This window comes from Shewanella colwelliana ATCC 39565 (assembly GCF_000518705.1).
Lineage (GTDB): Bacteria > Pseudomonadota > Gammaproteobacteria > Enterobacterales > Shewanellaceae > Shewanella > Shewanella colwelliana.
Genome location: NZ_JAEC01000013.1, coordinates 1 through 16,367, shown reverse-complemented (window position 1 = coordinate 16,367; position 16,367 = coordinate 1). Strand labels below are relative to the sequence as shown.

The 16,367-nt window shown below is 46.2% G+C and carries 9 protein-coding genes and 1 pseudogene; 2 read left to right on the top strand and 8 right to left on the bottom strand.

The features are described 5' to 3' along the window. Positions 1–132 precede the first annotated feature (132 nt). Positions 133–1,053 (top strand): DMT family transporter, encoded by a 921-nt coding sequence (locus tag L876_RS0107470; RefSeq protein ID WP_028763231.1) that lies wholly within the window; start codon positions 133–135, stop codon positions 1,051–1,053. Positions 1,054–1,179: 126 nt separating this feature from the next. Here the strand turns inward: L876_RS0107470 and L876_RS0107465 are convergent, their stop codons facing one another. From L876_RS0107465 to L876_RS21330, 8 genes and pseudogenes are all read right to left on the bottom strand, one after another. Next, positions 1,180–1,821 carry a hypothetical protein gene (locus L876_RS0107465; RefSeq protein WP_156029389.1) on the bottom strand — a complete coding sequence of 214 codons (642 nt, stop codon included), beginning with the start codon at positions 1,819–1,821 and terminating at the stop codon, positions 1,180–1,182. Positions 1,822–2,074: 253 nt separating this feature from the next. After that, positions 2,075–3,349 carry a glutamate-5-semialdehyde dehydrogenase gene (locus L876_RS0107460; RefSeq protein WP_028763229.1) on the bottom strand — a complete coding sequence of 425 codons (1,275 nt, stop codon included), beginning with the start codon at positions 3,347–3,349 and terminating at the stop codon, positions 2,075–2,077. Positions 3,350–3,408: 59 nt separating this feature from the next. After that, positions 3,409–4,527 (bottom strand): glutamate 5-kinase, encoded by a 1,119-nt coding sequence (gene proB, locus L876_RS0107455; RefSeq protein WP_028763228.1) that lies wholly within the window; start codon positions 4,525–4,527, stop codon positions 3,409–3,411. Between the two features lie 153 nt (positions 4,528–4,680). Continuing rightward, positions 4,681–7,758: an efflux RND transporter permease subunit gene (locus tag L876_RS0107450; RefSeq protein WP_028763227.1), complete on the bottom strand. Its 3,078-nt coding sequence runs from the start codon at positions 7,756–7,758 to the stop codon at positions 4,681–4,683. Positions 7,759–7,763: 5 nt separating this feature from the next. Then, positions 7,764–8,840 (bottom strand): efflux RND transporter periplasmic adaptor subunit, encoded by a 1,077-nt coding sequence (locus tag L876_RS0107445; RefSeq protein ID WP_028763226.1) that lies wholly within the window; start codon positions 8,838–8,840, stop codon positions 7,764–7,766. Between the two features lies 1 nt (position 8,841). Then, complete coding sequence (locus L876_RS0107440) at positions 8,842–9,915, bottom strand: efflux RND transporter periplasmic adaptor subunit (protein WP_028763225.1); 1,074 nt, start codon at positions 9,913–9,915, stop codon at positions 8,842–8,844. A gap of 296 nt (positions 9,916–10,211) precedes the next feature. Beyond that, a complete protein-coding gene (locus L876_RS0107435) occupies positions 10,212–11,501 on the bottom strand; it encodes an NCS2 family permease (protein WP_028763224.1) in 1,290 nt (429 codons plus the stop codon). Between the two features lie 1,113 nt (positions 11,502–12,614). Beyond that, positions 12,615–14,148, bottom strand: a pseudogene (locus tag L876_RS21330) (M17 family metallopeptidase). A gap of 238 nt (positions 14,149–14,386) precedes the next feature. Between L876_RS21330 and L876_RS0107425 the strand changes: the two are divergent. After that, positions 14,387–15,847 carry an aminoacyl-histidine dipeptidase gene (locus L876_RS0107425; protein ID WP_028763223.1) on the top strand — a complete coding sequence of 487 codons (1,461 nt, stop codon included), beginning with the start codon at positions 14,387–14,389 and terminating at the stop codon, positions 15,845–15,847. The last annotated feature ends 520 nt before the right edge of the window (positions 15,848–16,367 follow it).

Sequence of the window (16,367 nt, the reverse complement as noted above, 5' to 3'; positions counted from 1 at the left end):
TGAGCATTTTTTTGATCTTAAAAGCTGCCGACAAAAGCAGAACAAGCGTATAATGAATACAATCGAAGAAAACTGAGTTCGCTTGCCACAAAGTAACCAGTATTTATGTAGTCTCGTTTAGTGAGAAGTTCAGTGAAATCATCCAACCAAGCTTATATTTATGCGCTAGTCGCCATATTACTGTGGTCTACCGTTGCAACGGCATTTAAAATTGCCTTAAGCCACTTCAGTCCACTGCAACTTGTGTTCGTTGCGGTATCTACCTCTATTGTTGCCTTAGGTTTGGTTTTGCTCTTCATGGGAAAACTTGCATTAATTAAGCAACAGTTTTTAGCCCGACCTTGGTTTTATCTGCAGACAGGATTACTTAATCCTTTCTTATACTACTTGGTACTTTTCAAGGCCTACGCTTTATTGCCTGCGCAACAAGCCTTATCGCTTAACTACACTTGGGCAATTTTGTTACCACTTCTGTCTGTGCCTCTACTTAAACAAAAGCTCAGAAAGAGTGACATTACTGCTGCACTCATCGCCTATTTAGGCGTTTTTGTTATCGCCACGAATGGCCACATCACAGATGTTGCATTTGATAGCCGTACTGGAGTCATCTTAGCCCTAACCAGCACCCTACTCTGGTCACTCTATTGGATAGTCAATACTAAAGATAAGGGCGATCCGGTTGTAAGCTTACTGCTTAGTTTTATCGTCGGACTGCCTTTTATCACAGTAACCTTACTCCTGACCGAGTCTATGCCAGTATGGGATAGCAAGGCATTTGCCGCCGGTGTCTATGTTGGCCTGTTTGAGATGGGCGTGACGTTTGTGCTTTGGCTGATTGCATTAAAGAAAGCCGACAGAACCGCCAGCATGAGTACCTTGGTGTTCATCACACCGGTATTATCCATAGGTTTTATTGCATGGATTCTACAAGAGACAATTACCCGCTCTACGTTTATCGGACTTGGACTTATTTTAACGGCACTGGCACTGCAACAACTTTTACCGCAGCTAAACCGTTTACGCACTAAACCCGCTATCAGCCCAGAACTATAAGTTAAAAACATAACAATTGGGTTTAAGTTTGGGAGCATAAATTTGTACGCATAAGCACTGAGGCTTTGGCTAAAAATCAGCATAAAAAAACCGACAAATTTGTCGGTTTTTATGTCTTTACTGATATTAATTATTGATATCAATCTCACCAACACCAACATTAACATATAGGTGCTGCTTACTTGCTCCATCTTTACTATGGTAGCTAGCGCTGACTAAACTACGCTTAATCGCTTGATGCTGGCCATTTTTACTAATAGACACTTCACCAACACCAGACTCTAATGACACATCACCATAGTGGCCTTGATGCGCCACTTCAGCGCGTCCAACACCAAGGTCGACATCGATATTATTTACAAATCCATCAACAACCACTTCACCAACTCCAGCTTCAACAGCGATGGCAGCATCACGAGGTAGGTATACTCTCCACTCCTGAGAGAGATCGTCTTGTTCGCTAAGCTTAATCACTATCTTATCTTGGTTTTCGTTGATGGCCAGCGCCACGCTAGAGATATCACTGTTACTCCAAAAGCCAAACCAATTGGAATCTGACGGCTTAACAACAACCTCAATACGAACTTCAGACTCATCTGTCGCAATCAGCTGTGCTGTACCGACCTCCATATCGAGCACGATCGCTTGTCCGTTATAATCTAGCGTATCATTGAGTGTCACCGAGCTATCAGCAACTGCTGAAAGTGAAACCGCACTCAAAAGTAAACCTAATCCAGCAACCGTTTTCATTAGTCTTGTCATGCTCATTGTTATAGCCCTTATTGATTCCTTGTTTATTAACTAGGACAAAGCAAACGACATACCAATATTGCAAGCCAATGATTATAAAGGATTAAGATAATTTTCAATACAGCCAGCTAAACCTGACACCTCCAGCTTTTAGTGATATTCACTAAATTTTGTGAAATAACACCGCAAAAATAAGTGAATAAAAAAAACCTCGGGGAACCTGTCATCCACGAGGGTTAGTCTGTTTAAAAGCAAATAGTCTAGCGTAGGGTTAACTTCTGGCGGTGTAGTCACCCACCCCAATCCATTTATAAGTGGTCAATGCTTCCAGACCCATTGGGCCACGCGCATGCAACTTTTGAGTACTGACAGCAACTTCGGCACCAAGGCCAAATTGTCCGCCATCGGTGAAACGCGTGCTGGCATTAACGTATACGGCCGCTGCGTCAACTTGATTAAGAAAGTGAGCCGATGCGTGAATATTGTCAGTTAAGATCCCTTCCGAGTGGCCACTCGAATAGGTTCTGATATGCTCGATAGCAGTATCGATATCACTAACCACTTTTATACCCAAAGTGAGTGCTAACCACTCATTGCCATAGGTTTCTTCGGTCGCCTTTGAGATGGCTACGCCCAGTTTATCGGCGATAACTTGTGCACCTTGGCAACCATAGAAAGTGACGCCTAATGCGCAGAGGTGAGTATAAAGCTGAGGTAATAACGCCTCAGCAATAGACTCGTGCACTAAGACAGTATCGAGTGCGTTACAGACTGTTGGGCGCTGAACCTTAGCATTGGCAATCACATCAATTGACTTAGCAATATCCGCATCCTTATCCGCATAGAGGTGACAAATTCCAATACCGCCTAAAATCACCGGTATAGTAGCCTGCTCGGCACAGAGCCGCTGTAAATGCTGACCACCGCGCGGGACAATCATATCCACATATCGATCAAGCTTTAACAAACCCGATACGAGAGCACGATCAGCGCTTTGGATCAGTTGCACCGCATCAGCCGGCAAGCCTTGCTGAGTTAACGCATCTCTAATGGCAGCACTTAATGCAAGGTTTGATTGCAAGGTTTCCTTACCGCCACGAAGAATGACCGCATTACCTGTTTTGAGCGCTAATACCGCAATATCGACGGTAACGTTCGGGCGGGCTTCATAGATCACCCCAATCACCCCAAGTGGCACTCGACGACGGGAAAGACGTAACCCGTTATCAAGCAACTGGCTTTCAAGCTCTGTTCCAACGGGATCGGCAAGATTAATCACATTATCAATATCTGCAATCACGCCACTCAAACGTTCGTCGTTAAGCAGCAAACGATCGATCATCGCCTCATTAAGGCCGTTATCTTTTGCCATGGCAACATCGCGCATATTTGCTTCAATGATGGTAGCGCGATTCGCCTCAAGACTGCTGGCGATTTGACTCAGTAGCGCCTGCTTTTCAGCCCCAGTTAAACTGGCAAGGGAGTAGCTTGCTTGCTTAGCTTGTTGTCCCAGTTGGATTAAATACTGCTGATTATTCTCTATCACTTTGAGTTACCTATATCTCTTGGCTATGGCATTTAACCCTAGCTCTTAATCCTAATTGGCTATAGCACGACCATATCATTACGGTGAACGATGGCATCACCATAGTCATAGCCCAGCAAGGACTCTATTTCGTCTGAGTGTTTGCCAGCAATTTTAAGCAAATCTTTAGCACTATAGCGGCTCATCCCTCGTGCATATTCGCGCCCCGTTGCATCAACTAACTGCAATGTGGCCCCGCGCTCAAATTGACCACTTACCTCAAGAACGCCTTTTGACAACAAGCTACGCCCTTTTTGCGTCACAGCGTTGAGCGCCCCGGCATCGAGTACCAATTTACCTCTGGTCGCCGGCCCCGCCAAGATCCACTGTTTACGGCTTTCAAGCGGGTTTTCCAGTGCGGTAAAGTGAGTACCAACAGCTTCTTTACACACGGCATTTTGAATCACTTTAGGGTGATGACCTGATGCAATAACCACCTCAATACCAGCGCGGCGCGCTATATCAGCGGCTTGGAGTTTTGTCGCCATGCCACCAGTGCCTAGACCTGACACGGCGCCACCAGCAAGGCTGCGCAGGCTATCATCAATATTGACCACTTGCTTGATTAACTTAGCATCGGGATTAGCGCGCGGATCAGCATCGAACAGCCCTTTCTGATCCGTCAGCAAAATCAATAGGTCGGCATCACAAAGTAGCGCAGCTCTCGCAGATAAGTTGTCATTGTCGCCAACTTTAATCTCATTGGTCGCCACGGCATCGTTTTCATTGATAATGGGAACAATGCCATTAGCGAGCAGGGCGTTAAGGGAGTCTCTTGCATTGAGGTAGCGCTCTCTGTCATGCAGATCGGCGCGCGTTAGCAATAGCTGACCGACATGCAGTCCATAAATACTGAACAGCTGTGACCAAGCAAGAATAAGCTGACTTTGCCCCACCGCGGCAAGCAACTGCTTGTTGGCCACGGTATCGGGGAGACTGGGGTAACCTAAATGTTCGCGACCAGCGGCAATGGCCCCTGATGTACACAATACAACTTCAACACCTGATTTCATTAAACTTGCCATTTGACGAGCAAGCTCAACCATATGCGCCTTATCCAGCTGACGAGAGCCAGAAGTTAAGACGCTTGTCCCCAACTTTACCACCACGCGGCGATAACCAATCTCACTTAAGTTCATTTTAAATAAAGTAAATAAAGCCGAACTTAGCGTTATACCCAATCCACATAAAAATTGATAGCGATTGAACTAAAAGATTAGCATCTTGCTAGGCTAGAACAGATCTAAACGACCTGCCGAACCGATGTCTAATGGGTTTAGCGTGATCACACTCTATTTGGTAAAGGTCTTATAGCTTCGATATTTCACCTTAAAGAAAATGATATAGAACACGGGCACAATCACTAGCGTCAGCACCGTTGCCACCCCAAGACCAAACATTACAACAGCCGCAAGGGACTCGAAAAATGCATCTGTAATGAGCGGTAACACCCCTAAAATGGTCGTGACGGCCGCCATACAAACAGGCCTTACACGGCTCACTGTGGATGAAAACACCGCCTCAAACACCTCGGTCCCAGACTCAATCTCGGTATTAATTTGATCTAATAGCACAATCCCATTTTTCAATAACATTCCCGAAAGACTTAACATTCCTAACAGGGCCATAAAACTAAAGGGTTTATCGAGCACCAATAAGCCCGAGGTAATACCAATAATGGCCAACGGCACACAACACCAAATAACCATCGGCTTACGTACCGAATTGAAAAGAAAAACGGTGATCAAGAACATAAATAGAAAGCCCATAGGCAAGGTCGCAAACAAGGATTCTTGAGCATCATTAGATGATTCATACTCACCGCCCCAATTAAGCTCATAACCAGAGGGGAGTTCTATCGCCTCGACACTCGACTGCATCTTAGAAAGCAGCTCCGTCGGCAATATGTCATAGGCAAAATCGGCATCGGCAAATACTGTGATGGTACGTTTACGGTCTCTGCGTTGAATAATCGGATCTTCAAACTTTACATCAAAGCCATCGACAACCTGCTGCATGGGAACATAAACGCCCAACACTGGACTCCAAATCCTTAAACTCTCCAAGGATCCAATATCAACTCGCTCCTCTTCAGGTAAACGAGACACAATAGGCAATAATGTCGTCCCCTCTCTATAGACACCGACATTCACCCCGGCAAACGCAAACTTAAGGTTTTCATCAACGTTGCTTTTCACTATGCCTAAGCGGCGAGCTTGAGACTCATTGAAGCGTGGTGAGATAAATTTAACACGCTCACGCCAATCATGGCGTACGTTGACCGTTCCCAGTGTGCTATTAAATACCGTCATGACTTCGGATGCTAACTCCCTCAGGACATCGGGGTCAGCACCACTAATTCTGGCTTCAATTTTTGCATCGGTCGAAGGACCAATTTCCAAACGCTTAAACTTAAACTGTACTTGTGGAAACTTAGCTTCAACCTGCTCACGATAAGTGGTCATCGCGGGCAACAAGGCATCGAAGCTTGTCGTACGTAATGCCAGTTGTGAATAGGATGAATAGTTCTTCTCTGGTGCATAAGTGAGTAGAAAACGTGGGAACCCTTTACCCACAGTAGAAGCCGCAAACTCGACGTTGTCAATTTGTGCAGCCATTATTTCCATCTCTTGAGTGACCCGCTGTGTTTCACGGATGTCAGTCCCTTCAGGCAACCAAACATCAACCAGAAAAATGGGCGTCGTAGATGGCGGGAAAAAGGACTGTTTCACATACGCAAACCCTGCCAAAGCCGCGACAAAAGCGCTGCACACAAGCAAGACGCTGACCCAACGAAAACGCATACAGATATCTAATAGCGCTTTATAGGCGGTAAAAAATGCACCGCCATAGGGGTCTTTCTCATCGCCTTTAACAACGGCCTCCCCTTCAGCACCAAAGAACAGCTGCGCAAAGAAAGGCGTGATTGTAATAGCCGTGATCCAAGAAAGCAGCAGAGAAAATAGTAATACCCAGAACAGGGATCCCGCAAACTCGCCGGTAGCATCAGGCGACAAGCCAATGGGTGCAAATGCAGTAACTGCGATAACCGTGGCGCCAAAGAGTGGCCACATGGTTTGTTTGACTATGCCCTGCGCCGCTTGTAAGGTTGTTTCGCCCCGTTGTCGACCAATTAAAATCCCCTCAACCACCACAATGGCATTATCGACCAACATCCCCAGTGCAATGATCAGCGCGCCCAAGGAGATCCTTTGCAGTTCAATATCAGCCTGCAACATCAATATAAAGGTGCCAAGACAGGTTAAGAACAGGATTAAACCAATCAATATCCCGCTCTTTAGCCCCATAAAGACCAGTAACACACCAATGACGATTACAACGGCTGCAATCAGGTTCCATACAAAGCTACTGACTGATTTATCAACCTCTTCAGGTTGATTGTACATGGTTGCTATCTTCATCCCCGCAGGGCGAGCATCATCTATCTCGGCTAACTTTTCGGCCACTGCGCCGCCTACTGACACGACATTGACACCGGATGAAAATGAGACACCAATATTGATGGCGCTATCTTGGTTAAAACTCAGGACATTACTAGGGATGTCTTGAAAGCCGCGTTGAATAGTGGCGACGTCTCTAAGGTAAATCAGTTTCGAACCCGCCGCCCCTGGAATGATCAGATCGCCGAGCTCTGTGACCGTTTTGAAGCCACCACTGGTGCGGATCCTTAAGTTATCACCCGCGACGCGAATATTGCCCGCATCAGACACCATGTTCTGCGAATTTAAAAGGTTACTGATGGTGTCAGGGTCAATATTTGAGTTAGATAACTTGTTGAGCGAAATCTCTAGAAAAATCTGTTCCTGCTGCGCACCAGCCAATGACACCTTACCCACACCAGGCACCAATTCTAATTCGCGCTTAACAAAATCAACATAATCGAGCAGGTCTCGATAACTGTAATCTGGTCCACTGACCATATACATAATGCCATAGACATCGCCAAAATCATCATTGACCATCGGCGGGTTTATCCCCGGGGGCAACTGAGCGGACATATCATTGACCTTGCGGCGCAACTCATCCCAAATTTGTGGCAATTCATCTGGGCCATAATTGTTCTTCATGGTAACGGTTATTTGTGATAATCCCGACGTGCTCAAGGAACGGATCTTATCCACATAAGGTAATGCCTGAATGGCCTTTTCTATGGGATAAGTGACCTCTTCCTCAACCTCCGTTGACGTTGCACCGGGATAGAGCGTCACCACCACCGCATCTTTAATAGTGAAAGGAGGATCTTCTAACTGACCGAGACCGGTAAAGGCCATTAGCCCACCTATAAGTAAGATCAGTGAAAACATCCAACTGATCACGGCATTTTTTACAAAGTACCCTGCTACATTCATTGTAACTATCCCTTAATCAGCTCAACTTTCTGTCCATCAACTAAGCGCTTACCGCCACCAGTAATGATGACCTGCCCATCGGCCAATCCTTCGACGACCTCAATCATGTCACCAACAATGACACCAAGCTTAACCTGCTGATACGTAACGCTGTTGCTGTCTGCCTGATAAAGCCATACGCCCCCCTGTTGCGCATTGATTTCACTGCCATCTCGCATCAGCACCGCGTTAATTGGCACCAAATGTTGCCGACTGTAGGTGTAAGTCAAATGACTTAAGTTAGCTTTGACTTTGGCGGGCATGCCCTCAAGCACTTTATATTTTTCATCTAATGGCACCGCGAGGGTCGCGATAAACGTATAGGATGAGGGATCCTTTTCCGTGTTCATTTCTAAGATGGTGCCTTTGAAAACCACATCAGGAAAGGCTTCAAATGTTACGTCATACTCCTGTTTCTGGGCCCTCGCGTCATGACGCCTTGAAACTGCGAGTAAAATATCTGGGATCTGCACCTCGACATCAATGCGCTCAATTTTGTGCATGGTCACAATTTCTGACCCAGGTTGAATATTCTCGAAAGACTCTACAAGCACATCGCTGACAACGCCGTCAAATGGCGCACGCAGTTCTGTGTAATCTAAATACAATTGCGCCTGTTTGGCTTCGGCACTCGACACTAAGTACTGGGCATTTATCTGGTCATATTCTGATTGTGCAATCAGCTCTTTATCAACTAACTGCTTGGTCCGCTGAGCTTGCTTACTGGCAACCTCCATCCTCGCCCTGCGATCGTTAAGCACAATTTGATAATCTTGCTTATCCAATGCCGCCAGCAAGGTCCCTTTTTTCACCCGCTGCCCTTTAACGACTGGGATGCTACTGATTCTGCCATCTACGCGAAACGAGAGCGGAGTGAGATCCTGCGCCCGGGCCACCGCATTAAATTCGCGAATCACTTGATTATTAGTATGTGGTAGAGTGAAAGTTTCAACTCGAGCCGCGGACGATTCAATCACCATTGGCTCACTGCAACCAATCAGAGCTAGTCCGCCAACGAGACATGAGGCCATAAGTGTTTTCATATTAAAGCCCCCTCTCTTTTATCCAGCGCACCGCGTTTTGCCCATCGACCAACTCCGATGCCCCCGCGACAACAAGCCAATCACCATCGTTTAGGCCCTTAATAATTCTATTTGACTCAACAACAACAGGGACTTTCTCTACACGATTAAGCCCTTCTAACCATCGAAATACATAACTTTGCCCATCAGACTCAAGGATGGCACCCTCAGAGACTTTCAACCCGCCATCATTAACATCTGAAGGCAATACAGCTTTGACACTCGCCGCCATGCCCGGCAAAACATTGAGTTGTTCTGGGATGGGTAAGGTCACCACCAAGGTATAGCTGCCAGTGTCAGGATCTGCGACAGTATTGAGCTCTTTCAGGCCGGCAACAAACCATTCATCACGGCTGTCAAACTTTACCTGTATCGCCGCATGGTCATTATCAAATCGGTTGAGCCGTTGCAGTGCACCAATAAATTGCTCGGGCAGTTGAAAACTCACATCCACTGCAGATTCAGTTTGGATGCCCAATACTGGCTCCTGCATCTGTGCATACTGAAACACACGCATATAACGCTTAGAGATGACACCATCATAAGGCGCTAATAATCGCGTATAAGTGAGGTCTGAATTTGCTTTGTCTAACGCAGCTTGTGCCACGGTGAATTCACTTTTTGACTGGTCAAAATCTCCGCGCGAGACCACGCCCTGTTCAACTAAGTTGCTCGCTCGTTCAAACAAAACTTTCGCCAACTCAAATTGAGCTTTAGCAACGGCTCTTTGCTGCTCGTAAATTGCTGGGTCTAATGTGGCCAAGGGATCTCCCATACGCACTTCGTCACCCGGGCTGACCAAAATGTTGGCAATCTCACCCGCGACACGAAATGATAGAACCGCTCGATCGGACGCCCTCACTTCTCCAGGTAAAATCCGCTCGCGCGTACCCTGCCCATATACAAACTGAGTTACCTTTACAGGTCTAAACTCTGCCTGAGGTATATCGGATGACACGGATTTAACGGGTGGGCTAAAAAGCAGGAAGGATGAACTGATAAGGAGTAAAGACAAGGCGCTGAAATATGATTTCATGGCAAGGTTTCCAATGTCCAACAAAAGTAGAGATTAAGTTATCAACCTGTAAAAAAATATAGCATACACCTATTTTTAATACACCTGATTTTGTCAAAATCCATTGATTTATTTAACTGTTTTCGTCCTTTTACCTAGTGTAAATATCAAGTATTAAAAACGAACATGAGAAATAAAAGTAAAAACCAGATAGGGCCTTAGGCAGCACAGATGCAAACACATCGTAGACTAACAAAAGGGACAAGTGCCTCACCCAAACATAGAAGGGTGAGACCCAATGAAGCCTGTTTAGCTAGTTAACCATAAATAAACTTGGCCAAAAATAGTGCTGCCAAAATCAGTACGCCAGCACTTAAATCCCGGTATCGCCCACTTAAGAGTTTAATCGCCGCATAGGCGATGAAGCCCATGGCAATTCCCGTCGCAATAGAAAATGTTAACGGCATCAAAATACAGACCACCACCACAGGTGCAGCTTCGGTCAAATCCTCCCAGTCAACATGTACTAAGCCTGACATCATCAATATTGCCACATAAAACAATGTTCCCGCCGTTGCATAAGCTGGCACCATACCTGCCAAGGGGGAAATAAACAGCGACAGTAAAAACAAAATACCGACAACGACAGCGGTAAGTCCAGTGCGGCCACCCGCACTCACACCCGCGGTGCTTTCGATATAACTGGTCGTCGTAGAGGTACCTAGCATCGCCCCTGCAATTGTTGCAGTGCTGTCAGCGGTTAAGGCTCGACCCAACCTTGGAAGCCGTCCCTTATCGTCAAGAAAACCACCACGCTGTGCAACGGCCACTAATGTGCCTGAGGTATCAAATAGGTCAACAAACAGAAAGGCAAAGACCACAGATAACATGCTGATCTCTAACACACTAGACAGATCCATCTTCATAAACGTCGGTGCAATAGAAGGCGGTGCGGAAACAAGCCCCGCATACTGTACATCACCAAATAATAACCCTAACGCTGTGATAGACAGAATGCTAACAATGACCGCAGACTTCATGCCACGGTGAACCATAGCAATAATCATGAAAAAGCCCAGTACCGACATCACGGCAGGAAACGCCGTCACATCGCCCATGGTCACAAGCGTCGCCGGACTGGCAACCACAATGCCGGCACTTTTGAGGCCAATCAATGCCAAGAACAACCCGATACCAGCGGCAATACCAAGACGCAAAGACATAGGGATGCTGTTAACAATCCACTCTCTAATTTTGACCAGCGACAAAACCAAGAAACAGATACCAGAGAGGAATACTGCACCAAGCGCGGTTTCCCAGCTATAGCCCATTTCCCCGACCACGGTATAGGTGAAAAAAGCATTAAGCCCCATGCCTGGTGCCAAGGCTATAGGATAGTTGGCGACCAACCCCATGATTAAGCAGCCTAAGGCCGCGGCCAAACAGGTCGCGACAAAGACCGCGCCATGATCCATGCCTGCATCAGCCAGCATCATAGGGTTAACAAAAATGATATACGCCATCGTTAAGAAAGTGGTTAGGCCCGCAACAACTTCTTGTTTTAACGTAGTTTGATGTTCTGTCAGTTTGAATAGTTTTTCTAACATGGAACTGGGTTCCTTGAATTAGTTATTAGTTATGAGGTAGGGATAGATGTAAACAGTAGGTTAATCCTGTCACATCGCGCGCAGATTATATACTTAACTGAGAGTTGAATGCGAGACACGCTAGAGTGATGGCTCAAAATCGTAGAGAACAGTGAATTTTAGGCAAAAAAAAGCCTGCTCAATGAGCAGGCGAGACATGTTTCAAGTGTTCCGAAAGGAAAGAGCTACCGCGCTAGCGGGTTACACTGGCATATCATTCAACGACTTAACGTGAGCAATATACGACTTGAGTCTAAAATCCCCAAAAGGGGTAAGGTTGATGGATGATGCAACTACTTTTATCAAGTGAACTAGGTTCAGATGATAATAGGGGTAGTTAGCCCTTAAAAGTCATAGCAAATAACCCGCCACGCAGAGCGTTCGTGCAAAACCAACTTTTCTGCCAATAAACGTGTTGAATTCCTGTGTAAGACATAGTCAAAACTCCTAACAAAGTTGTATTAAAATTACTCTAGTGAAACTTGGTGTGAAAGGCTTAAATCCAAAGCGCTTTCTGCCGCAGAGTCAACTTGTCGCTCGATTCCTTGGAGAATTATCCATCCTGGATAGACTAGAGGTGGTAGACACCGTGTCTAACCAACGAGAGCCATTATAAATAAATGTAGTTTTATTACAACCTTTTTTTTGATATTTTTTTGTTTTAAGGCTTTAAATGTAATTTTACTACAAAAAGTAGGGTTAACAACCTTGCTGCACCCCACACATCAACACTGTTTTGTGACCTACCCACAAAAAGAGGCAAACTAAGGTATGTCTCCTTCAAATTTTTACGGCGGATCCCAGCAGCAAATGATCGACCACGCATATCTATCTATGAATGTGATCTATGGATATTACTTAAGAAATGGCTCAATGAGCGAGGCTAAATGATATTGTATTGCGTAAAAATGCAACCTATGGGAATTCACAACGCCTAAAGCTGTGCAAAGACCACATAGGTCGCTCAAGTACTTAAACCGCAGTAGGGTAAGTTACCGTTGAAGGGCAAAGAAAATGCTGACGTTTAGCTTCCACGTAACGTCAGCCACACGCTATAAAAAGCCGCGTTCACTATTAAGCTGTGATATGGGCGAACAATCCCACCAACGGCGCTGCCGTCGGTTTACCATAAAGTGGGTCCCCTTCTGTTGCACTGCCAGCAATATCAACGTGGGTGTATGCCATTGGCGTTGCTGCCGTTAAACCATGCGCCTCTAACCCCGATGCCTTCAATAAGAAAGCAGCAGGATATTGATGACCGCGAGCGGTTACAGATGATGGCGCATTATTTGATGACAAAATATCGGCCGCACCAGAGGGATCAACAATTTTACTGTAATCATCACGGCGTAAACGTGAAACCTCTATTGGCTCCCCCCCATTCATCACCAATAGTTTGCAATCGCAGCCCAACCTGATTCTCTCTTGCAACGGAATTTTCAACAACCGCCGTATAGCTGCCATAGCAGCGAACCACATGGCCGGTTAAGGTCGCGACCGAAAAGAGCTGCGGCGAAACGGCCTTCTCAGCCTTTATCCGCAAGTGCGATAATAGATCGGCGAGCACGAGTCGCCCCTCTGCGTCAGTATTACCGATACGTACTCTAACCCCTGCATGGCTAGTAATGATCTCGTCAGTAACAAAGGCTTCGCTACCTATGCTGTTGCGCACTAATCCAAGCTCAGCCACAACCCTAACCCCTTTAGGTTTGAGCATTGATAATGTTTTCATTAACCCAGCAACGGCCGCGGCACCGCCTTTGTCTCGGCTCATACCCGCCATGCCGCCTGCAATCTTGATATCTGCGCCACCCGTGTCATATACAACCCCTTTGCCTGCAAAGAAATAGCTATGACTTATCTCGCCCTCAGCACAATACTCAACTTTCACGACTCTAGGTTGATGGCGGGGTACCCCAAATGAACTTCGACCCACAGCACTGAGTAGTGGATAGTCACGCTCAAGTACGTCGCGGTCTTCCACCACACTCACCTTGAGGCAAGAGTCTTGATAAGCCTCTACACAATATTGAGCAAATGCCGTCGCTGACATGCGTTCAGGCTCGGTACCACAAAGATCCCGAGCAAGAATACGCCCCGCTTCCATGGCATTAAGCACCGCTGCGTTGGCTGACGTCGCTAACAGCCCAATAACCTCAAATGCCGTCTCATCACCCAAGGCTTCGCGGCGTTCTAATGCTTGCCAAAGCTGCTGACCACACGCCAACGCTGACACAGATAAGGCTTGACGATACTTGTCACTTTGATGTTGATTAACAATTAATAGTGGCCGTTTAGCCCCCGCTTCCAACGCAACCTGAAGTGCCTGTCTCGCAGCGTCACCATACAAACGTACATCTTGGCAATCGTTGTCAGTGTCATTCACCGGTGAGACAATTAATCGACCTCCAGCAAGTCCTGGGGCAAACAACAAGGTGGGCGAGCGCCCGATTCTCGCATCGATATTTTTGCCATGATTGGCCAGTAAACGGATCTCATCGATGCCAAGGGCATCAATGTCCGAAGTCACTACAACAACAGCGTCATAACCATTGCCTTCAAATATTGCATCATTGTCTTTTACATCAATAAAATTAACCTGAGCCATGCCCCATCATCCTTATGCTTGTGAATTCAATTTCGATCTATGTCGATTATTAAGGGGCATTATTCCCATATTAAGCCGACAAAGCCAAGGGAATTGACGATAGTGCGATCAAGCATTGGCAACTTTGTATGACACTGGGTCGACAGCATTACGACCTAAGCGGGTCAACAGCTTTGACTCTGTGGTAGACTATTGCCAATTTTGACAGCAACGACCTTTTATCTAGAGGAGTTAGTCCGTGAGCACATTAAGTCAACTGCAACCTCAAGCATTATGGCAATGGTTCGAACAGATCTGCGCCATCCCACACCCATCTAAGCATGAGCAAGCACTCAGTCAATACATACAAAACTGGGCTAAAGATAAACAGCTCAGCATCGTAGAAGATAAAGTGGGCAATTTGATCATCAAAAAGCCTGCCACACCTGGTATGGAAGACCGTAAAGTCGTTGTACTACAAGCCCATATCGATATGGTGCCGCAGAAGAATGCAGACAAAGTACATGATTTTGAAAAAGACCCAATTGAAGCTTATGTCGATGGCGACTGGGTCAAAGCCAAAGGTACAACCTTAGGTTCAGATAACGGTATAGGTATGGCGTCAGCCCTTGCTGTGTTGGGCAGTGATAATATCCCTCATGGCCCACTTGAAGTCTTGCTGACCATTGATGAAGAAGCAGGCATGACAGGCGCATTTGGCCTTGAAGCGGGTTATCTCGATGCTGAGATCCTTATCAATACCGATTCAGAGCAGGAAGGCGAGATCTACATGGGCTGTGCCGGCGGTGTCGATGCACAAATCACCGTACCTATGGTATGGCAAGCGCCTGAACCTAGCAATTCAACTTACACCTTGTCTCTCTCTGGCCTTAAAGGGGGTCATTCGGGTGTAAATATCCATTTAGGCCGTGGTAATGCCAACAAACTACTCGCCCGCTTTTTGTTTAATTACGCCGATGAACTCGCGCTTGAATTGACCAATTTCACTGGTGGTTCATTGCGTAACGCTATTCCTCGCGAGGCCAGCGTTAGCTTTATGCTACCTGCTGAAAATGTTGCACGCCTAGAAGCGCTTATGGCTGAGTATACCCACTTAGTTCGCCAAGAGTTGGCCATTGCAGACCCAGATATGCTGTTGACGCTACAAGAGTCGCCAGCCGCTAAGCAGGTAATGAGTGAAGATGCACAGCAAACTTTAATCGAGTTATTACATGCCTGTCCTAATGGTGTCATCCGCATGAGCGATGAGATTGAAGGCGTAACAGAAACCTCATTAAACGTTGGCGTTATCAGCACTGAGGCCGAATCAGTTGATATTCTTTGCCTAATACGTTCATTGATAGATTCTGGACGTGAAGAGGTTGAAGGCAACTTAACTGCACTCAGCAGTCTTGCTGGCGCAGAAATTGAATTTAGTGGTGCCTACCCAGGTTGGAAACCTGACAGCAGCTCGCCTGTTATGGCAATTGTAAAAGATACCTACGAGGCGATTTATCAAAAAGAGCCAACGATTATGGTGATCCACGCGGGGCTTGAATGTGGTCTGTTTAAGAAGCCATATCCGGATATGGACATGGTATCGATTGGCCCCACCATTCGCTTCCCACACAGCCCTGATGAGAAAGTGCTTATCGAGACCGTCGATCAATACTGGAAGTTACTACTCGCCGTATTGGAGCGGATTCCAGCGAAAGCTTAATCATACTTAGTCAATCTAAGGCGTCGATGTTAATCCATCGGCGCTTTTTTTGTCGGCCCACAAAATGTTGATGTAATGCCGCATTCAACCTTATAGGTGTTTACCTAACACACGCTAGCGTTAACCTTCATTAATTTGAATTGCTTGCAACAGTTGCAGTGTATGGCACGGTTAGTGCGACCTTACATTTACACAACTTAGGTATTTAAATAGGGAGTTTTAAACCCTAGCTGCATGGTTTATCGATTGCTTGCAGCTGGCCTTTTGTGCAGGTACTTCTGTGACACGGTGCAGGTACAATCCCTGTCGCGGAAGGTCACAGCCGCACCTACACCGACTTTTCTACCTCTTCGATTTAGCCGCTATTGGTATTCACAGAACCGTTAAAAGCTAAATCGTTTTTGGACAAAAATAAGCTGGCCTTCGAATGAAGGTGTTGGCATTTTTGGCTTGTAACATTTGGCTGTATTGGTTTTTATTTCGCTGACGGTAGCGTTGACTTTCATTGTTTTGAATTGCT

Bases quoted from the DNA above. Each gene is read 5' to 3' on its own strand.
- L876_RS0107440 (WP_028763225.1), bottom strand. From the start codon at position 9,915: ATGAAATCATATTTCAGCGCCTTGTCTTTACTCCTTATCAGTTCATCC.
- L876_RS0107450 (WP_028763227.1), bottom strand. From the start codon at position 7,758: ATGAATGTAGCAGGGTACTTTGTAAAAAATGCCGTGATCAGTTGGATG.
- L876_RS0107465 (WP_156029389.1), bottom strand. From the start codon at position 1,821: ATGAGCATGACAAGACTAATGAAAACGGTTGCTGGATTAGGTTTACTT.
- proB (WP_028763228.1), bottom strand. From the start codon at position 4,527: ATGAACTTAAGTGAGATTGGTTATCGCCGCGTGGTGGTAAAGTTGGGG.
- L876_RS0107445 (WP_028763226.1), bottom strand. From the start codon at position 8,840: ATGAAAACACTTATGGCCTCATGTCTCGTTGGCGGACTAGCTCTGATT.
- L876_RS0107435 (WP_028763224.1), bottom strand. From the start codon at position 11,501: ATGTTAGAAAAACTATTCAAACTGACAGAACATCAAACTACGTTAAAA.